The sequence below is a fragment of the Rubrivirga sp. genome (assembly GCF_965213695.1).
Taxonomy (GTDB): Bacteria; Bacteroidota; Rhodothermia; order Rhodothermales; family Rubricoccaceae; genus Rubrivirga.
In genome coordinates, this window is sequence record NZ_OZ243912.1 from 1,851,250 (window position 1) to 1,869,747 (window position 18,498).

An 18,498-nucleotide genomic window follows, 5' to 3' on the forward strand; every position below is an offset into this window, starting at 1 on the left:
CCCTCTCCTCATGCCCCTCATCGCTTCCGTCTCCGGCATCCGCGGCGTCTTCGGCGACGGCCTCGACCCGGCCGCGCTCGTCCGCTACGCCTCCGCCTTCGGGGCCTGGCTCCGAGGTCAGGCTGGCCGCGCGCCGCTCGTCGTCGTCGGCCGCGACGGCCGCGTGACGGGCGACGTCTGCGCCCGGCTCATCACGGCCACGTTGCAGAGCGCCGGCTGCGACGTCGTCGACGGCGGCCTCGCGACGACGCCGAGCGTGGCGATGGGCGTGCTGAAGCACGGCGCCGACGGGGCCGTCATCCTGTCCGCCAGCCACAACCCGGCCGAGTGGAACGCGCTCAAGCTGCTCGACGGCAACGGCGAGTTCCTCGGGCCCGACGAGGGCGCCGCGGTGCTCGCGCTGGCCGACGGCGGGGTGGCCGACCAGACCGTCGGCTACCAAGACCTCGGTGGGTACCGGACCGACGACCTGCTCCCGTACCACATCGAAAAAATCCTCGACCTCCCGTTCGTCGACGCCGACACGATCCGCCGGGCCGACTTCCAGGTCGTCGTCGACGGGATCAACTCGGTCGGCGCGTTCGCCATCCCGGCCATGCTCTCGGCCTTGGGCGTGGACGATGTCGAGGTGCTCAACGGCGAGGTCACGGGCCTCTTCGCCCACAACCCGGAGCCGCTGCCGGCCCACCTGAGCGGGATCACGTCGCGCGTGGCCGAGTCCGGCGCCGACCTCGGCATCGTGGTGGATCCCGACGCGGACCGGCTCGCGTTCGTCGAGGACGGCGGGCGCTTTTTCGGGGAGGAGCTGACCCAGGTGATCGCGGCCGACTTTGTGCTCGGCAAGACGCCCGGGCCGGTTGGGACGAACCTGTCGTCGAGCCGGGCCCTCGACGACGTGGCCGCGCGGCACGGGCAGCGGGTCGTCCGGTCGAAGGTGGGCGAGATCCACGTCGTCCGCGCGATGCAGGAGGCGGACGCGGTGATCGGGGGCGAGGGCAACGGCGGCGTGATCCTGCCGGCGCTCCACTACGGGCGCGACGCGCTCGTCGGCGTGGCGCTCGTGCTCCAGCATTTGGCCGAGACGGGCCGGTCGCTGAGCGAGATCCGCGACTCGTACCCGGCCTACTCCATCGCCAAGCACAAGCTGCCGCTCACCGACGACCTCGACGCCGACGCGCTCCTGGCCGCCCTCGCGTCGCGGTATGAGGGCCGCGTCTCGACCGTCGACGGCGTCAAGGTGGACTTGGACGAGGGCTGGGCTCACGTCCGCAAGTCCAACACAGAGCCGATCCTGCGGGTCTACACCGAGGCCGGGTCGCCCCAAGCCGCCGACGCGCTGGCGGAGCGGTTCAAGGCGGAACTGCTGGCGGGGTAGGGTGGAGGGGCGTCCCACGGGCGAGGCGAATTCGTCCTCCTTCAGCATGTCATCCTGAGCCTGCGAAGGATCTAGTCGCTCGCCCCCCGGTGGCCCCGGCCGACTCGGCGCTGGCGTCCAGCAGATCCTTCGCTGGCGCTCAGGATGACAGGTAAGGAAGGCCGAGACAGCCCGGCCCCGGCACCTTCTACCCTCCACTCCCCACCGTCTTGCTTACCAGCGGCCCCGACGTTCCGCCTCGGTTCCAGGTCTGCTCGACGACCGCCCCGCCGCCGTCGCGGTCCAGGACGAGCGCCGTCGAGACGCGCGTGCCGTAGTCGCCGGCCACGATCCGGATCGGGGAGAGGAGCCGCTCCAGGTCGAGGCCGACCCCGGTGTCTGGCAGGTCCGCGTCCGGCGCCCGCTCGGTGTCGTCCAGGAGCGCGAGGAGGACCGCCGGGTCGACGGCGTCGGCGCGCAGGGCCTCGCGCAAGCGACGCCGGGCGCGGACGAGCTTGGGCCACGGCGTGTCGAGCCGGTCGTTAGACAGGCCGTAGACGCCCGGCCCCAACGTCGTCACGGCGTCGGTGCGGGTCGAGACGACGGCCACCGCTTGGGCGTCGCCGACGACCAGGTTGAACCCGTCGAAGTCGGCCCGGGCGGCGTGGACGGCGGCGGCGTAGTCGAGTGGGGCCGCGTCCCCGCGCAAGAAGTCGGCGGCGAGGGCGCCCCGGGAGCGGAGAGCCGCGCGCGGGTGGAGCGGGTCGCGCACGTTCGTCAACACGGCCCACCGGCCGGTCGGGGTGATGCCGAGCCACGTCCCGCCCGCTTCGAGGTCGCGACCGGCGATCACGTCGGGCGCGTCGTCCCACGGCGCGAGCCCGGCGGCCGGCCGGGCGAACGCCTCGTCGCGGTTGCCCGCCAGCACCAGCCGGTGCCTCGGGTGGGCGTCGAGCGCGAAGACGACCAGGCACATCAGGCCGCTACCATCGCCGGTTCCCGGATGGGCGCCGCCAGCACCTCGGAGGCCCAAATCACCATCGCGATCCAGATCAGGTCCGTCATCAGCAGGTGGACGATCTGGAGCCAGATCGGCGCCAGGAGCGCCACGTTGAGCGCGCCCAGCGCCATCTGCGCCAGGAACCCGCCAACGAGCGCCATCCCCAACGTCTTCGCCCGCCCCGCCGACCGCGTCCCGATCACGGCCGCGCCCAGGACGGCCAGCGTGAGGAACGCCATCGTCGGGTGGAAGACGCGGGCGCCGAGCAGCGCGGCCACGACGGGGTCCGTTGCCGGGTCGATCCCGCCGCCCAAGACGAGCGTGTCGCCGAGCGCGGTGACGGCGCCGCCGGCCCCGAGCACGAGCGTGGCCGCCAGCGTCGCGGCCACCCAGCCGACGGCCGGGCGCACGCCCAGCCGCGGCGTCTCCATCCCCTCGGACCACCACGCGGTGAGCGTGAGCGCGCCCAGCAGCAGGAACGTGTTCGTCAGGTGCGCCGCCATCCAGATCGCCCGGCCGATGGACGGGTTGTAGGCGACGTACTCGAACAGGACGAGCGCGGCGCCGATGCCGCCCTCCAACACCATGAACACGAGCGAGGCCACGGCCGCCTTCCGCACCGGCGATCCCTTCGGTGTCCCTCGGAACACGACGGCGACGAGCACCAGCGCCGCGACCCCGGCAAGCGCGCTCGTGACCCGGTGGCCGAACTCGACGACCGTGCTGAGCGCCGGCGCCGTCGGGACCACCTCGCCGTTGCACAGCGGCCAGTGGGCCCCGCAGCCGGCGCCCGAGCCGGACGCCCGGACGAACGCGCCCCACAGGATCACCAGGACGGTGTAGCCCAGGACGCCCCAGGCGACGCGCGAGACAGTTCGGGGCGAGACGGTCAGCACAGGACGTGGGTGACGAAGACGCGGTCGTCGCCGTCCGTGGCGATGCCGACGCCGTGCGAGCGCGAGGTCGCGTCGAGGAGGTTGCGGCGGTGGCCCGGGCTGCCGAGCCAGCCGTCGACGGTCCGCCGGGCGAGCTCCTCCGGCGAGAGCCAGTCGGCCGTGCGCGTGGCCCGGCCCCCCACGGCGCGGGTGCGGACGCGGAGGTACCGGGTGCTCGTGTACAGGTTCTCGGAGACGCCGACCCGCGTCCGCCCGCCGTCGACCGGGACGCGGCAGTCGACGCCGGCCGCTCGGGCGCGGTCCTGGGCCGAGAGGCCCTCCGGGGTGACGTGGCCGAAGTAGCCCCGCCTCGCCATGTCTCGGCTGTGGGCCCGGGCGACGGCCGCCAGCTTGTCGGACCACGCCAGCGGTCTCAGGCCCTCGTCGCGGCGCGCGGCGGTCGCCGTCTCGTGGACGAGCCGATCTAGTCGCCCGAGGTCCGGCGCTTCCCCACGCTCCACGCCGTCCGGCAGCACGGCCGGCCACCCGCAGCCCGACAGAAGCACGAGGAGGGCGAGGCAGCGCATGAGGTCCGAACGGGCGACGTCGCGGGAGAGTCGCCGCCAGCCGCCGGACTTCGCGTGAAGGACGAGGGCGGCCGGCCACAAAGAAGGGCGGCCCCCCGAAGGAGGCCGCCCCAGAGCCGACGGACGAGGTCCGCCGGCCGTCCTTGCGAGGCCGGACCTAGAAGTCCATGCCGCCGCCCATGCCGCCCATCCCGCCGCCGGCCGGCATCGCCGGCGCGTCCTCGGGCTTGTCGACGATGACCGACTGCGTGGTCAGGAGCAGGCCGGCGACGGAGGCCGCGTTCTCGAGCGCCGTGCGCGTGACCTTGGTCGGGTCCACGACGCCCATCGAGAGCAGGTTGCCGTACTCCTCCGTCCGGGCGTTGAACCCGAAGTCGTCCGTGCCGTCCTTCACCTTCTGGACGACGACCGAGCCTTCGAGGCCGGCGTTGTTGACGATCTGGCGGAGCGGCTCCTCGAGCGCGCGGCGCACGATCCGGACGCCGATCTGCTGGTCCTCGTTCTCGGTCTCGACGTTGTCGAGGGCCGAGAGCGTGCGGACGAAGGCGACGCCGCCGCCGGCGACGATCCCCTCCTCGACGGCCGCGCGCGTGGCGTGGAGCGCGTCCTCGACGCGGGCCTTCTTCTCCTTCATCTCGGGCTCGGTCGCCGCGCCGATCTTGATGACGGCGACGCCGCCGGACAGCTTGGCGAGCCGCTCCTGGAGCTTCTCGCGGTCGTAGTCCGAGGTCGTCGTCTCGACCTGGGCCTTGATCTGGTTGATCCGGGCCGAGATCTGACCCTGCTCACCGGCGCCGTCCACGAGCGTCGTGTTGTCCTTCGTGATGACGACGCGCTGGACGCGGCCGAGGGTGTCGAGCGTGGCGTTCTCGAGCTTGAAGCCCTTCTCCTCCGACAGGACCGTCCCGCCGGTCAGGACCGCGATGTCCTCCAGCATGGCCTTGCGGCGGTCGCCGAAGCCGGGGGCCTTGACGGCGGCCACACGGAGGGTGCCGCGGAGCTTGTTCACGACGAGCGTGGCGAGGGCCTCGCCGTCGATGTCCTCGGCCACGATCAGGAGCGGGGCGCTCATCTGGGCCACCTTCTCCAGGACCGGGAGCAGGTCCTTCATCGCCGAGATCTTCTTGTCGTGGACGAGCACGAGCGCGTCCTCCAGCACGACCTCCATCGCGTCGGGGTCGGTCACGAAGTAGGGCGAGAGGTAGCCGCGGTCGAACTGCATGCCCTCGACCGTGTCGAGCGACGTGTCGGTCCCCTTGGCCTCCTCGACCGTGATCACGCCGTCCTTGCCGACCTTCTCCATCGCCTCGGCGATGAGGTCGCCGATCTCGTTGTCGTTGTTGGCCGAGATGGACCCGACCTGGGCGATCTCGTCCTTCCCGCCGACCTCGCGCGAGAGCGTCTTGAGTTCCTTGACGACCTGAACGACGGCCTTGTCGATGCCGCGCTTGAGGTCCATCGGGTTGGCGCCCGAGTTGACCGAGCGCAGGCCCTGCGTCATGATGGCTTGGGCCAGGACCGTGGCCGTCGTCGTGCCGTCACCGGCCACGTCGGACGTCTTGGAGGCGACCTCCTTGACCATCTGGGCGCCGACGTTGGCGATCTTGTCCTCGAGCTCGATCTCCTTGGCGACGGTCACGCCGTCCTTGGTGACGGTCGGGGCGCCGAACTTCTTCTCGATGATGACGTTGCGGCCCTTGGGCCCGAGCGTCACCTTGACGGCATTCGCGAGCGCGTCGACGCCCTCCTTGAGCTGGTTGCGGGCGTCCGCGTCGAACGTGATTTGCTTTGACATGGTGTTGATTCGTGATACGTGATGCGTGAGGGAGCGGTGTCGGAGGGCGCGACGCGGGGCGCGTGAGAATCACGCATCACGCATCACGCAGTCCGGGACTAGCTGTTGACGATCCCGAGGATGTCCGACTCGCGCATGATGAGGACGTCGTCGCCGTCGAGCTGGATCTCGGTGCCGGCGTACTTGCCGTAGAGGACCGTGTCGTTCTCGGAGACGGTCATGTCGACCTTGGTCCCGTTCTCGACCTTGCCCGGGCCGACGGCCAGGACGGTCCCGCGCTGGGGCTTCTCCTTGGCGGTGTCGGGGATGTAAAGGCCGCCGGCGGTCTGGGTCTCGGCGTCCTGGGGCTTGACGACGACGCGGTCGCCGAGCGGCTTGATGGATGCTGCCATGGTGTGGGTTGGAAAGGGGGGAACAGAGGTCGCGGCAGAGCCGCGTGGGAGTCAGGTTAGCACTCTCCCCGCGAGAGTGCTAGGGGTGGTACCTCGGGGCCTCCCCCAGGGTCCCGCGCTCAGCGTTAAGAGGGGATCAAGTCGGGCGCATCCCTCGCCGGGCACGGCCGTAGGTTTCCGTCATGGCACGCTCCAGGACTCTGACGATGGGCTGGCTGGCCGCGCTCGGCGCGGTCGGTACGCTCGCCGTGCTGGCGGTGCTCCCGCCGGTCCTGGGCGGCGACGCCGGGACGTTCGTCCACCACGCCTTCGCGGCCGTCTGCCACCAGATGCCCGAGCGGTCGCCCCACCTCGCGGGCGGGCCGGTCGCGCTGTGCCACCGCTGCTCGGGGGTCCTAGTCGGGCTCCTGGCAGGCTTGGCCCTCGCGCCGTTGGCTGGAGCGTCCCTGCTCGCCGGAGTCCGGCGCCGCCCGCAGGGTCTCTGGCTGGTCGCCGCCCTCGTCCCGACCGCCGTCGACTGGGGGCTCGGGGCGCTCGGCGTGTGGGCGAACACCCCGCTCTCGCGGACGCTCACCGGCGCCCTGTTCGGCGCGACCGCCGGCCTCATCTTGGCCGCGAATCTCCTGGCCGCCCGTCGGTCCCTTGCCTTCACCCCCTCGCTCGACTCGTAATGCCCAGCAAGACTCCCTCCATCGTTCTCGGGGCCGCCGTCTACGCCGTCGCCGGCCTGATCATCGGGTTCATCGCCATCAACACGGGGCAGACGGGGCAGTACCTCGTCGGCGTGCTGTGCTGCCTGGCGGCGCTGGCGGGCCCGGCCGTCGCCGTGTGGCATTACACCTCGACGAACGGGCTCACGATTCCTGCGGGGACCGGCGCCGGCTTGGGCGCGGCGGCCGTCGCCCTGGGCGGGCTGGTGAGCTACGGGATCACGCGGCTGCTCCAGGCCGTCGGGGCGTACCCGTCGAACGCGGAGCTGCTCGAGCGGCAGCGCGACCAGCTCATCGCGCAGGGGATGGAGCCCGAGGCCATCGAGCAGGCCATGCAGATGGGCGAGATGTTCCAGGGCATCGGCGGCGCGATCGTCAATCTGGTGATCGCGGCCCTGATCGGCGCCATCGGCGGGGCCGTCGCGGCGTCGATCTTCAAGAAGGGCCCGGTCGACGAGCTCGACGCGATCTAGCGCTTCGGCCGGTCGCCTCGGATCCCGCCGCGCGGGCCGAAGATGGTCTGCAAGACGAAGGCGTCACGCGCGGCCTCGGGGTCCCGCAAGCGCCGTCGCCACGTGGCCGCCTTGGTGGCCTTGGCCGCGCGGCGCCGCTGGCGGAGCCCGTGGGGGTCGAACGACCGGTCGGCCGGCGCCGGTGGCGGGGCGAAGGCGGGCGCCTGCTCGAAGCGCTCCTCGGAGAGCGGGTTGTCGCGGCCGAATCCGTGGGCGTCGTGGTCGACCGGCGTCGGGGCGTCGAACGAGCCGGGGAGCGTGCGGAACTCCGGGGTGGCCGTCGGCAACCGGGGGCCGCGCGGGCGCTCCGGGAGTTCGACGACGGGAGGCGGAACGGGCTCGGGCTCCGGGGCGGACCCGTTGGCCTCCTGCATCGCCTCCTCGAGCTGGTCGAGGAAGGTCTGGAACGGGGTCGCCGCGCGGGGCTCGTCCTGGACCAACTCGGACTGGGGCGCCTCGACCCTGCGCTGCGCGGCCTTTCGGACCCTCGCCTTACGCCGCGACGCCAGCAAGTAGTACAGCCCAATGAAGAGGAGCGGGAGGAGATCGACCAGGCCTTCCATGAGCGCGAGGGGCGGGGCGGCAACGTACGCCGGCCGGCCGGGCGGGATGCGCTCCGCCGAGTCCGACGGGTCCGCCTCCGCCCGGAGGTGGCCTTACAAACCTACGTGGTGCCTGTGGTCTTCGGGTCCATCAGGACCGAGGACCGGGGACGGAAGACCGCCCGAGACTCGTCAGGGAAGCCGGTCCCCGGCCCTCCGTCGCCGGTCCTCCAGCCTGTCCCAGTTCAGGCGCAACGTGGGTTTACAACAAGCGGGGCGCCCGCACCTGCTCGCGCAGGGCCTCGATCACGCGGCCGTTGGCCCGCGGGAAGGCGTACCCGTCGAGGTCGCCAATGGCCACCCAGGCCCAGGGCTCGCCCGTTTCGGTCCGCGGCTCGCCCGAGACCACGCGGCAGCGGAAGGCGTGCATCGTGATCCGGAAGTGCGAGTAGGCGTGCTCGACCCGAGCGATGGGCGCGCCGACGGCCACCTCGACCCCCAGCTCCTCGCGGACCTCGCGCGCGCAGGCGTCTTCGAGCGACTCGCCCGGCTCGACCTTGCCGCCGGGGAACTCCCACAGCCCGCCCAGCATGGCGTCCTCCGGCCGGCGCTGGATCAGGACCCGCCCGTCGTCGTCGGTGACGACCCCGACGGCGATGGTGTGGTGCGGCGTCGGCGCGCGCTTCGAGACGACGGGGAACGCCTCGGGCGTGCCGAGCGCGGCGGCCTGGCACACGGGCCGGAGCGGGCACCGCGGGCAGGCCGGCGAGCGCGGCGTGCAGACCGTCGCCCCCAGCTCCATCACGCTCTCGTTCCACCGGCCCGGGCGCTCGCGGTCGAGCAAGGCGTCGGCGAGGGTTTGGAGCGCGGTCCGGGTCCGGCCGGCGCGCGCGTCGGCGGTGACGGCGAAGACGCGCGTCAGCACCCGAATGACGTTGCCGTCCAAGACGGCCAGCGGCGCGTCGAACGCGAGCGACAGCACGGCCGCGGCCGTGTACGGGCCGACGCCGGGGAGCGCGCGGAACGCCTCCTCCGTGGACGGGACCGCGCCGCCGTGCTCGGCGACGACCTGGCCGGCCGCGCGGTGGAGGTTGCGGGCGCGGCTGTAGTAGCCGAGCCCCTCCCAGTGCTTGAGGACGTCGTCGAGGGGCGCTGCCGCGAGGGCCTCGACCGTCGGGAACCGCTCGACGAACCGGCGGAAGTAGGGCGTCGCCGTCTCGACCCGCGTTTGCTGGAGCATGACCTCCGACACCCAGACGCGGTACGGGTCGCGCCGTCCGTCTTTTCCAGGCTCGCGCCACGGCATCGGCCGCCGGGCGCCGTCGAACCACGCGGGCAAGGACTGGCGGAAGGCGTCTCGGACCTCGGGCGAGGCCGCGGTGTCGAGCGCGTCGTCCAGTCCGTCGCCGGCCTCGGCCATCTCAGCCGGTGATCTCGACGAGCAGGACGACCTCCTCCGTAGCTCGGCCTGGCGCCGTCCGGCGCAGCCGGACCGGCAACGTACCGCGCTCGCGCGCCAGCGTCTGCCACATGAACGAGCGGTCGACGAGCCACGACAGGGCCGGCGCCTCGACGACGTGGTACGACACCTCGCCGCTCGCTGGCAGCGCGACGATCAGCGTCTCGCCCGCGCGGACCGAGTACCGGAGCGTGTCGGCGCGGCTAGCTTGGTCGGCGTACGGCGGCGCGGCGGGCGCGCGTTCGGCCCCGGCCGTCGGCGCCAAGCCGAGGGCGCACACGAGGAGACCCAGACGCAATGCGAGCACGGAACACGGAGGCGATGTGGCGGAAGGTACCACGGGCCCTGGGGCTCGCTGGGCTCGTCGCGCTCGCCCTGCCGGCCGGCGCCCAGGCGCGGTGGACCGTCGTCACGCCCGACTCGGCCCAGGTCGTGACGGCGCCGAGCGCCGCCGCCGCCGCCGACACGCTGGCCGGGCGTGGCTTTCTGCTGGCGCGGCTCGACTCGGCCCGCGCCGACACCGCGTTCGTGACGCCCGGCCCGCCGGCCGTCGTCCGCCGCGTCACGCTCGTCGGCACGACGCTGGCCGACGCCGACCACGACTGGCAGACCCGGCCCGGCCGGCGGTTCCGGTCGTCGGAACTGGCGGCTGACCTGGGGCGGACGGCCGAGCGGTACGCGCTGCGCGGGTTCGCCGACGCCCAACTCGTGCCGGAGGTCGAGGTGGCCAGCGGGGGGGAAGCCGTCGACGTCACGGTCCGCATCGACGAAGGGCCCGAGGGCCGCGTCGTCGCCGTCGAGCTAGCCGGGGCCCGGTCGCCGTCGCGGGCCTACGCGACGCGCCGGGCCGGGCTGGGCGGGCCGACGCCGCCCTCGGCGCTCGACGCCGTCCGGGTGAGGGAGCGGCTCGAGGCCTCCGGCCTCTACGCCGACGTGGGCGTGCCGGTGCTGGCGCGCGACGAGTCCGGCGACCTGGTGCTCCAGGTGCCCGTGGTCGAGGCGCCGCCCGGCGCGTTCGACGTCGTGCTCGGCTACCTCCCGCCCAGCGGCGGGGCCGGCGGCGGGGTCGTCGGGAGCGGGCGCGTCGACCTGCGCAACCTGTTCGGCGGCGGGCGGACGGCGACCGTCGCGCTGGAGCGGACGCCCGGGTTGGCGTCGGCGTTCGGCGTGGCCGTCTCGGACCCGTTCGTGCTGGGGAGCCCGCTCGGCGCGGGCTTGTCGTTCGCCGGCACCTCGCGCGACTCGACGCTGGCGCGCCAGCGGGCCTCGGTCGACTTCCGCTACGCGCTCGACCCGACGCTCGACCTGGTCGCGTCGCTCGCCAGCGAGTCGGTCCGGCCCGGCACGTTCGGCGCCGAGCTCGTCGACGGCCGCCCGCGCGTCCGCCGGACGGACGACGTGCTGGTCGGCGTCGGGCTCGTGTTCGCTCGTCTCGACCGGCCCCGCGCGCCCCGCCGCGGCGTCGCCTTTGACGTCCTGGCCGAGCAGGGCCGGCGCGGCGGCGACGCCCTCGACGCGGCCCCCGGCGCCCGGCGTCGGCTGACGACCCGAGCGCGCGCCTACCTCCCGACGCTGACGCGCCAGACCCTCGTGCTCGGCGCCGACGCGACCGTGACTCAGCAGCAGGCCGGGATCGACGGGCTCGTCGACGAGGGCGACCTGGTCCGGTTCGGCGGCGCGACCTCGTTCCGCGGCTACGACGACGCCGAGTTCCTGGCCCAGAGCACCGTCCGGGGCCTGGCCGAGTACCGCGTCCTGTTCGACGACGTCTCGTTCGCGTTCGCGTTCGTCGACGGCGGGGGCTTCGACCGTCCGGCCGGGCCCGGCGCCCTCGCCGAGCGGCGGGCGCTCGTCGGCTACGGCGCCGGCCTCCGGCTGGCCACCGGGCTCGGCGTGGCGACGGTGAGCTACGCGCTCAACCCGGAGATCGGGCCGTCGCAGGGCAAGATCCACGTCGGCCTCCAGGTCGGGCTGTAGCAGCCGCCCGGACCCTTTTCTGGAACCCACGTTACGGGATACCGGCCCTGGTCCCACGAGACCGAGGGCCAGAGACGGCTCGACCCGGCGGTCCCCCGTCCTTGACTCCCCGGAGGGACAGGGCGCACGCGGGTCTCCTACACGCTGTCCTGAAGTTGGTCGACCCCGGCCTTCCCCGCGCAGTGGTCGCAGCAGAAGACCCGGTCGCCGGCTTCCAAGCCGTGGCCGAGGATCCGGACGCCGCAGACCTCGCAGGTCGGCGCGATCTGGCGGGCGGCGCACTCGATGGAGTCGAACGTCATCGTCTCGCCGGAGTGGAGCGTGACGGTGAAGCTTTTGTCGTAGTCGTTGCCGCAGGTGTCGCAGGTGGCCATGAGGGGAGGGGGAGAGAGGAGTCGTCCAAACGGGCGGGCGGCCGTCGGGTTCGGTCGGCGCCGGGATCGAGTCGCCTGGCGTGACTTGAACCGCCTCCTCACGGCGCGTCCGTCGGGGGCCGCCTAGCTTCCCTGCATGAGCGACCCCGCCCCCAGCGCCCGCGTCCTGGCCGTCCAGCGCCTGCTCCGCGTCGAGGACGACGGCGCCCACGTCGCCCGCCTGGCCGACGGCGCGCACGACCCCGAGGTCTCACGGCGGGCCGTCGACTACGTGGCCGGCGTGACGCGCCAGAAGCGGTGGCTCGACTTTCTGCTCGCCGCCTTCGTCCGCGGTCGGCTCGGCGACCTCGACCCCGAGCTGTTGCAGGTCTTGCGGATCGGGGCCTATGACCTGGTCGTCCGCGAGACGGCGCCGCACGCGGCCGTCAACGAGTCGGTCGAGGCGGCCAAGCAGGTGCTCCACAGGGGCGCCGGCAACCTCGCCAACGGCGTCCTGCGCGCGCTCGACCGGGCCCGCCGCGCGGGCACGCTGCCCGAGCCCGCCTCCGGCAATCTCGCCGACGACCTCGCCGTCCGCTTTTCGCACCCGACGTGGACCGTCCGCCGGTGGCTCGCGCGGTGGGGCGAGGACGCCACGCGCGCGTTCCTCGCCGCCAGCAACGCGCCGGGCGCCTTCACGCTCCGCCTCCCGCCCGACGCCCGCGCCGACGCGCTCCGCCAGCTCGCCGACCTCGGCGTCGAGGCCGAGCCGTCGCCGTGGTCCGACGCCTTCGTGGCCGTCGACCGGCTCCAGCCCGTCCTGCGGTCCGGCTTGTTGGACGAGGGGACGGTGGCCGTCCAGGACGTCGCGGCCGGGCTCGTGGTCGATGTGCTCGCGCCCCAAGCGGGCGAGCGGGTCTTAGATGCGGCGGCGGCGCCAGGCGGGAAGACGGTCTACGCCGCCCAGCAGATGGGCGACCGGGGCGAGGTCGTCGCCCTCGACCTCAGCGAGGCCAAAGTCGGGCTGATCGCCGGAGCCGCCCGGCGGCACGGGCTGGCGTCCGTCCGCCCGGTCAAGGGCGACCTGACGACGTGGGACGGCGACGGAGCGTTCGACCGTGTGCTCCTCGACGCGCCGTGCTCGGGGACGGGTGTGCTCGCCAAGCGCGCCGACCTGCGCTGGCGCCGGAGCCCCGAGGGGCTGGCCGAGCTGACCGAGCTTCAGGACCGGCTGCTCGACGCCGCCGCCCGGCACGTCCGCCCCGGCGGGCTCCTCGTGTACTCGACGTGCTCCGTCGAGCCCGAGGAGAACGACGACCGCGTGGCCGCTTTTGTGGACCGGCACCCCGAGTTCTCCATCGAGCCCGTCGCACCCTGGGTTCCCGACGCCTTCGTGGACGGCGACGTCTACCGCGCGCTGCCCCACGTCCACGGGACCGACGGCGCGTTCGCCGCCCGCCTCCGCCGCTCGCCATGACCGATCTCAAAGCCCCGTTCGTCGAGGCCCGCGACCGCCTCGACGCCCTCGTTGACGGCCTGCCGGACGACGTGTTCAACGCCAAGCCCTCGGCGAAGGGGTGGTCGGCCGCCGAGTGCGTGGTCCACCTGAACCGGACGGCCAAGGGCTACATGCCGTACCTGGAGGAGGCCGTCGCGCGGACGGAGCCACGGGGCCAGGGGCCGTTCCGGTACGGTTGGGTCGGCCGCCGGTTTATCGCGGCCGTCACGCCCGGCTCGCGCGCGATCCCGACGCTCCCGGCGATGAAGCCGCCGTCGGCCCGGGGCCTGCGGTCCGACATCGACCGCGAGCGGGCGCTCGGCCGGTTCGACTCGGACACCGACGCGCTCCTCGCCATCGTCGACGCGGCCGACGGGCTCGACCTCGCCCGGGTCAAGGTGCTCGAGCCGTTCCTGCCGTTCTTCAAGCTCCCTCTCGGCGTTTTCATCGAGGTGCTGGGGCAGCACAACCTCCGCCACGTGCTTCAGGCCGAGCGGGCGGTGGCCGATGCCCGAGGGGCGGCGTAAGCGCCTTGCCCTGGGCGTGGCAATGACCGAGCTTGCGTCCCGTTCCCACCTGAGCCCTCCCCGCGCGCGTCTGCATCCTGGTACGTCGTCCTCTCCAGACTCCATGATTCTCTCGCCGCGCCGCGTCTGGCTCGCCGCTCTCCTCCTTGCCGCCGCGCCCGTCGCGCAGGCCCAAGACGCCCCCGAGCCCTCGTCGGGCCGGACGGCCGTCAAGTACGGGGCCGAGTTCCTCGCGTCGGGCGTCGGCGCCCGGGCCCTGGGGATGGGCGGGGCGTACGTGGCGCACGCCAACGACGTGACCGCCGGGTACTGGAACGTGGCCGGGCTCGACGGGGTGGCCACGCCCGAGGCCGCCTACATGCACGCCGAGCGGTTCGACGGGGCCGTCTCGTTCGACTACGCCGCCGTGGCCTACCCGCTCTCGTCGCGCTCGACGCTGGGCGTCACGTTCGTCCGCTCGGCCGTCGACGACATCGCCAACACGCTCGACGCCTACGACCCGGCGACGGGCCAGGTCAACCCGGACAACGTCACGCTGTTCTCGGCGGCCGACAACGCCCTCTTCGTGTCGTACGCCCGCGGGATCAACCGCGCGCTGTCGGTCGGGGCGTCGGCCAAGGTGATCCGTCGCGGCGTGGGCGAGTTCGCGAGCGCGTGGGGCTACTCGCTCGACGTCGGGGCCCAGCTCGACTTGGGGCGCGTCCGGCTCGGTGTCAACGTCCAGGACGCGACGGGGATGGTCCAGTCGTGGTCCGTCGACGACGCCCGCTTTGCGGAGGTCCCCGAGGAGAGCCGGCCGGTGGGGCTGACCGAGGTCGTGCTCCCGCTGGCGCGGCTGGGCGCGGCGACGGTCTTGCCATTGTCCGAGGACGTGGGGATGACGCTCGCCGCCGACCTCGACCTCGGCTTCGACGGCCAGGCCGCCAACGTGCTCGACGCGGCCGGCGTGTCGTTCCGGCCCCGTCTGGGGGCGGAGATGACGTTCCGCGACGTGCTCGCCTTCCGCGCCGGCATCGCCGACGTGGCCACGAGCGAGCGGTTCGGGACCCAGATCACGCCGTCGGTCGGGGCCGGGGTGAACCTGGGCCCCCTCGCGATCGACTACGGGTTCGGCGACTTCGGCGGGCTGGGGAGCGAGCTCGGGTTCTCGCACCGGGTCTCGCTGGCGTATCGTTTCGGGGCCGGCTCGCTCGGCTCCGCGTCCCCCGCCCGCTGATCTCCCGATGGTCTCGCCCGACGACCGCACCGGCCTGCTCCTGAGCGTCTCGCTCCACGCGGTCGTCCTGCTGTTGCTGGCGCTCGGGCTGTCGGTGCCGCCCCAGGCGACGGACCCGGACTGGCCACCGCAGCTCACCGAGATCGAGTTCGGCCCGGCGCCGACGGTGCCCGTCCAGACCGGGCCGCCCGAGCGGGCCGAGGCGGGCACGTCGTCGGAGTCGATGACGCAGCCGGAGGCCGAGCGGCCGACGCCGCCCGCGCCCACCCAGGCCCGGATCCCCGAGCGGACGCCGACGCCGCCCCGTGCCGAGCGCCCGCTGCCGCGGCCCGTCCAGAGTGACGACGCCCGCCCGGCACGGCCCAACCCGCCGTCGCGAGCGACACGGACGGAGCCCAACCCGACGTCTCCGACCCAGCCCCGCCCGACGACGGGCACCGGCACCTCCCAGGGCGACGCCCCGACGGCCGGCTCGGCGACGGGCTCCGGGACGGGCTCCGGCGGCGACGCCCCGGCCGAGGTCGGCTTCCAGTTCGGCACGCGGTCGGTGACGTACTGTCCCGAACCGCCGTTCGGCGGGGTCGAGGGCCAGGTCGTCCACCGCGTCACGTTCGCCCCGAATGGTCGCTACGTGGCCGACCGGCCGGTCACGCGCAACGCGGCGCTCAACGGGGCCGTCCGCCAGGTCGTCTCGGGGTGCCGCGCCCAGCCGCTCCCGTCGAACGCGCTCCAGGTCAACCAGACGACGAACGTGACCTTCCGCTTCCGGGCGGAGAACTGAGCCGGGTGGAGTGTGGGGGTGCGGGGGTGTGGGGGGAGGGCGTGTGTGGATCGCCACCTCCAGGGCTAGCGCAGTCTCTCGCTCTTGTCATCCTGAGCGCCAGCGAAGGATCTGCTGGACGTAAGCGCCGAGTCGGTCGAGTCTGCCGGGCCGCGAGCAGCTAGATCCTTCGCGGTCGCTCAGGATGACACGGTGTGGGGACTGCGAAGGACACAACGGTTTTGACTCCTTCCCTTCCGCTCACTCCCTCCCCGCTCCGAGGGCGGGCGCGAGCCGTCGGGCCAGCGTCCCGGCCTCCTCGACGACCGCGTCCGCGAGCGCTCGGGCGACGAACCGGGTCGGGGCGCGGGGTGCGGCGAACGCGGCGGCCACGTCGTGGAACGTCCACATCGAGACCGGGCGGCCGTCGGTGACGAGCGAGAGCGGGCGCCAGCGGTCGGGGACGAACTTGGCCTTGAAGCGCTCCAACCCGTCGAAGTTGTAGAAGCGCGTCGCGTGCGCCCGCGTCCACGCCAGCAGCGCGCGGACGAGCAGCGGCGGTGCGTCCTCGGAGAGCGGGGCGTGGGTCGAGAGCGGGACCAAGCCCAGAGTGAACGTACCGTCGGGAGGCAAGTCGCGGACGGCCGCGTCGAGGAGCAGGGCCGACGTCCCGTTCGGCGCGTCGCGGGCCCGGATGATCCACTCGACGAACGCCTCGTCGCCCGGCACGAAGGCGAGGTAGCCGACGACCGCGCCGTCGCGCATGGCGACGACGAACTGGCGGTCGCCCGGCTCGTCCAGCACGAACGGGTCGGCCAAGAACGCGAGTGGGGGCAAGCCACGCCGCGCCAGCCAGTCCGCCAACACCGTGCGGAGCTCGGGCGACGCCGACGCCCGCTTGGCCGGCCACCGCTCGGCGACCACGCCCTTGTTGGCCGCGCGGCGGATCTGGGCCCGCACCGACGCCTTGCTCGCCACGATCTCGGGCCACCGGCCCGTCCGCCACACCGGCTCCGCCCCGATCACGACCGACGGCCGGTCGGGGCCGACGTCGGCCGGATTTTCGACGGCGAACCACAACACGCGGGCGCTCGCCGCGCGGGCGTCGCGCTCGAACGCCGCCGCCGCCGCCGGCCGGCCCTCGACGGGACCCGTCGGCGCGCCGGCCGCGACCCGGACTCGGCCCCACGACCGGACCTCGACGTAGTCGACCGTAGCGCCCGCGCCGTGCCAGGTCGAGAGGCCGGGCACTACGGCCGGACCGCCAGCCCCAACCGCCAGAAGCGCTCGGTCGGCCGGTCGTCCCACCACTGGACGTCGCCGTAGAGCCGGAGCGCGACGCCCCGAGCCGGTTCGACCTCGACGACGGTCCGCACGCCCGGGCCCTTGAACACGTCGCCGGCCAGGAAGGGCGCCCGCCCGTCGGCCGGCGCCTCGCCGAGCCGGACGTCGCCGCCGACGTTCGTGACCTCGCCCGTCACGGGGTCGACCGGGTTCTCGCCCTTCCGCACGTAGCGGCCCGACACGCGGGCTCGCGCGCGGAACGGGAGCCACGCGGTCACGCCCGCCAGCAGCTGGTCCGCGTTTGGCCCCAGCGGGTGGCCCAGCCCGAAGCCGTTGTGGACGTACGAGTTGAAGTAGAACCCGTCCTCGCGGAAGCGGTGCGAGTAGGTGTACGGCTCGATCCGGACGTACTCGCCGAACAGCGTCACCCCGGACCCCGGCACGGTCGCCTTGAGCCCGGTCTGGATCCCCCACTTGTTGGCGAAGAGGCCGTCGCCGAGGGACGCGGTGGCCAGGTCGTCGACGAGCCAGGTGAAGTTGCCTTCCAAGCCGGGGAGCGGGCGGACCGTCGTCTCGAGCGAGAACAGCGTGTTGTCGCGGTCGTAGAGCGCGTGCTCGGCGGCCTTGACGGGGTAGAGCGGGTTGAGGTAGGCGACCTCGGGCCCGCGCCGGCCATAAACGACCATGCCCGTGTACGACCACGTCCACCACCCGGTCGGCTGGACGTCGAGCCGCTGGACGGCGAGGTAGCGCTGGGGCTGGTCGAAAAACTGGTCGCCGCCGGGCGACTCGTCCACCACGAACTGGGACGGGCTGCTGAGGCCCGCGTGGACGAGCTGGACGGTCACGCTCCGCCCCTGGAGCCCCAACCGGACGAACGGGAGGTAGTCGGCCCCATCCGCCAGGACGACGGGCGCGTCGACGGAGGCCCCGTAGCGCAGGCGTTCGTTCGCGATCTCGGCCGAGAACGGGCCGCCGACGACCCGGAGCGACGCCGTCGTCCGGTCGAACGGGCCGGCCACGTTGACCGGGTCGCGCGAGATGTAGTAGAGCGGGGCCAGCACGGGGTCGGCCGCGAGCACGTTCGCGCTCCCCGTCATCTGGGTGCCCGAGAGCGTGCTCGTGTAGAGCCCGACGCGGTCCTTCCAGCTCGCCTCGAACGTCAGTTGGGCGCTCCGCGCCAGCCCGCTCGCGTCGATGCTCCCGCTCGCCGCCCGGTGCTCGACGACGCCCTCGCCCCAGACCGAGACCCGCCACGTCGAGTCGCGGAAGAACCCGAAGGTCCGCTCGGCGTCAGGGTCGAAGAAGCCGGCCTGCCCATCGCCAGCGATGCTGTTGACGCGGTCGAGCGGCTCGAAAAACTCGCGGCGGAACTCGTCGAGCCAGAACCGGCCCGACGGCCCGATCCGGTCGGCGTGGACGGACAGCGAGTCGAGGTGCCGGCGGACCGTCGCCCGGTCGTAGGGCAACGTCTCGTGGCGGTACTCGGGGAGGGCCCCGGCCGCGCGTTGGTCGGCCAGCCACTCGTAAACGGCGTGCTCGGCCGGGACGATCTCGGGCTGGGCTCGCGCCGCGAGGGGGAGGACGAAGAGGAGGAGACCGACGGTCCGGCGCATGGGGCCAAAGGTATCGCCCGGGGAGACCCCGCTTGCGCGCT

Annotated in this window: 19 protein-coding genes; 8 read left to right on the plus strand and 11 right to left on the minus strand. The window is 73.4% G+C overall.

Going from position 1 to position 18,498, the window contains the following annotated elements:
- The first annotated feature begins 10 nt into the window (after window positions 1–10).
- Window positions 11–1,375, plus strand: a complete 1,365-nt coding sequence (glmM, locus tag ACOOHE_RS08110) for a phosphoglucosamine mutase (RefSeq protein WP_420457299.1) — start codon at window positions 11–13, stop codon at window positions 1,373–1,375.
- A gap of 187 nt (window positions 1,376–1,562) precedes the next feature.
- Here glmM and ACOOHE_RS08115 read toward each other — a convergent pair whose 3' ends face one another.
- The 5 genes from ACOOHE_RS08115 to groES form a co-directional block, all read right to left on the minus strand.
- Window positions 1,563–2,330: an NRDE family protein gene (locus ACOOHE_RS08115; protein ID WP_420457300.1), complete on the minus strand. Its 768-nt coding sequence runs from the start codon at window positions 2,328–2,330 to the stop codon at window positions 1,563–1,565.
- Complete coding sequence (locus ACOOHE_RS08120) at window positions 2,330–3,250, minus strand: COX15/CtaA family protein (RefSeq protein ID WP_420457301.1); 921 nt, start codon at window positions 3,248–3,250, stop codon at window positions 2,330–2,332. The genes ACOOHE_RS08115 and ACOOHE_RS08120 overlap by 1 nt, the downstream gene beginning before the upstream one ends.
- A complete protein-coding gene (locus ACOOHE_RS08125; protein WP_420457302.1) occupies window positions 3,244–3,816 on the minus strand; it encodes a CAP domain-containing protein in 573 nt (190 codons plus the stop codon). The genes ACOOHE_RS08120 and ACOOHE_RS08125 overlap by 7 nt, the downstream gene beginning before the upstream one ends.
- Before the next feature lie 157 nt (window positions 3,817–3,973).
- Window positions 3,974–5,611 carry a chaperonin GroEL gene (groL, locus tag ACOOHE_RS08130; protein WP_420457303.1) on the minus strand — a complete coding sequence of 546 codons (1,638 nt, stop codon included), beginning with the start codon at window positions 5,609–5,611 and terminating at the stop codon, window positions 3,974–3,976.
- Between the two features lie 98 nt (window positions 5,612–5,709).
- On the minus strand, window positions 5,710–6,003 hold the full coding sequence (groES, locus tag ACOOHE_RS08135) for a co-chaperone GroES (RefSeq protein WP_420457304.1): 294 nt from the start codon (window positions 6,001–6,003) through the stop codon (window positions 5,710–5,712).
- A gap of 182 nt (window positions 6,004–6,185) precedes the next feature.
- Between groES and ACOOHE_RS08140 the strand changes: the two genes are divergently transcribed.
- The gene (locus tag ACOOHE_RS08140; RefSeq protein WP_420457305.1) at window positions 6,186–6,674 is read left to right on the plus strand and encodes a DUF2085 domain-containing protein; all 489 of its coding nucleotides are present in this window, start codon (window positions 6,186–6,188) and stop codon (window positions 6,672–6,674) included.
- On the plus strand, window positions 6,674–7,186 hold the full coding sequence (locus tag ACOOHE_RS08145; protein ID WP_420457306.1) for a hypothetical protein: 513 nt from the start codon (window positions 6,674–6,676) through the stop codon (window positions 7,184–7,186). The genes ACOOHE_RS08140 and ACOOHE_RS08145 overlap by 1 nt, the downstream gene beginning before the upstream one ends.
- Here ACOOHE_RS08145 and ACOOHE_RS08150 read toward each other — a convergent pair.
- From ACOOHE_RS08150 to ACOOHE_RS08160, 3 genes are all read right to left on the minus strand, one after another.
- Window positions 7,183–7,788, minus strand: coding sequence for a hypothetical protein (locus ACOOHE_RS08150; protein WP_420457307.1), 606 nt, complete (start codon window positions 7,786–7,788; stop codon window positions 7,183–7,185). The genes ACOOHE_RS08145 and ACOOHE_RS08150 overlap by 4 nt on opposite strands.
- A gap of 241 nt (window positions 7,789–8,029) precedes the next feature.
- Window positions 8,030–9,187: an A/G-specific adenine glycosylase gene (gene mutY, locus ACOOHE_RS08155; RefSeq protein ID WP_420457308.1), complete on the minus strand. Its 1,158-nt coding sequence runs from the start codon at window positions 9,185–9,187 to the stop codon at window positions 8,030–8,032.
- 1 nt (window position 9,188) lies between these two features.
- Window positions 9,189–9,533, minus strand: a complete 345-nt coding sequence (locus ACOOHE_RS08160) for a hypothetical protein (protein ID WP_420457309.1) — start codon at window positions 9,531–9,533, stop codon at window positions 9,189–9,191.
- Between ACOOHE_RS08160 and ACOOHE_RS08165 the strand changes: the two genes are divergently transcribed.
- Entirely contained in the window at window positions 9,524–11,203 is a 1,680-nt protein-coding gene (locus tag ACOOHE_RS08165; protein WP_420457310.1) for a BamA/TamA family outer membrane protein, read from the plus strand. The genes ACOOHE_RS08160 and ACOOHE_RS08165 overlap by 10 nt on opposite strands.
- A gap of 137 nt (window positions 11,204–11,340) precedes the next feature.
- Here the strand turns inward: ACOOHE_RS08165 and ACOOHE_RS08170 are convergent, their stop codons facing one another.
- Window positions 11,341–11,577, minus strand: a complete 237-nt coding sequence (locus ACOOHE_RS08170; RefSeq protein ID WP_420457311.1) for a hypothetical protein — start codon at window positions 11,575–11,577, stop codon at window positions 11,341–11,343.
- Between the two features lie 136 nt (window positions 11,578–11,713).
- Here ACOOHE_RS08170 and rsmB point away from each other — a divergent pair, with 136 nt between their 5' ends.
- The 4 genes from rsmB (at window position 11,714) to ACOOHE_RS08190 (ending at window position 15,578) form a co-directional block, all read left to right on the plus strand.
- Window positions 11,714–13,033, plus strand: coding sequence for a 16S rRNA (cytosine(967)-C(5))-methyltransferase RsmB (rsmB, locus tag ACOOHE_RS08175; protein ID WP_420457312.1), 1,320 nt, complete (start codon window positions 11,714–11,716; stop codon window positions 13,031–13,033).
- Window positions 13,030–13,581, plus strand: a complete 552-nt coding sequence (locus ACOOHE_RS08180) for a DinB family protein (protein ID WP_420457313.1) — start codon at window positions 13,030–13,032, stop codon at window positions 13,579–13,581. Before rsmB ends, ACOOHE_RS08180 begins: the two co-directional genes overlap by 4 nt.
- A gap of 103 nt (window positions 13,582–13,684) precedes the next feature.
- The gene (locus tag ACOOHE_RS08185; protein ID WP_420457314.1) at window positions 13,685–14,797 is read left to right on the plus strand and encodes a PorV/PorQ family protein; all 1,113 of its coding nucleotides are present in this window, start codon (window positions 13,685–13,687) and stop codon (window positions 14,795–14,797) included.
- Window positions 14,798–14,804: 7 nt separating this feature from the next.
- A complete protein-coding gene (locus ACOOHE_RS08190) occupies window positions 14,805–15,578 on the plus strand; it encodes a hypothetical protein (RefSeq protein ID WP_420457315.1) in 774 nt (257 codons plus the stop codon).
- Window positions 15,579–15,818: 240 nt separating this feature from the next.
- Here the strand turns inward: ACOOHE_RS08190 and ACOOHE_RS08195 are convergent, their stop codons facing one another.
- Together ACOOHE_RS08195 and ACOOHE_RS08200 are read right to left on the minus strand one after the other, a co-directional pair.
- Window positions 15,819–16,808 (minus strand): phosphatidylglycerol lysyltransferase domain-containing protein, encoded by a 990-nt coding sequence (locus tag ACOOHE_RS08195; protein WP_420457316.1) that lies wholly within the window; start codon window positions 16,806–16,808, stop codon window positions 15,819–15,821.
- Entirely contained in the window at window positions 16,808–18,457 is a 1,650-nt protein-coding gene (locus tag ACOOHE_RS08200) for a capsule assembly Wzi family protein (protein WP_420457317.1), read from the minus strand. The genes ACOOHE_RS08195 and ACOOHE_RS08200 overlap by 1 nt, the downstream gene beginning before the upstream one ends.
- Between the last annotated feature and the right edge of the window lie 41 nt (window positions 18,458–18,498).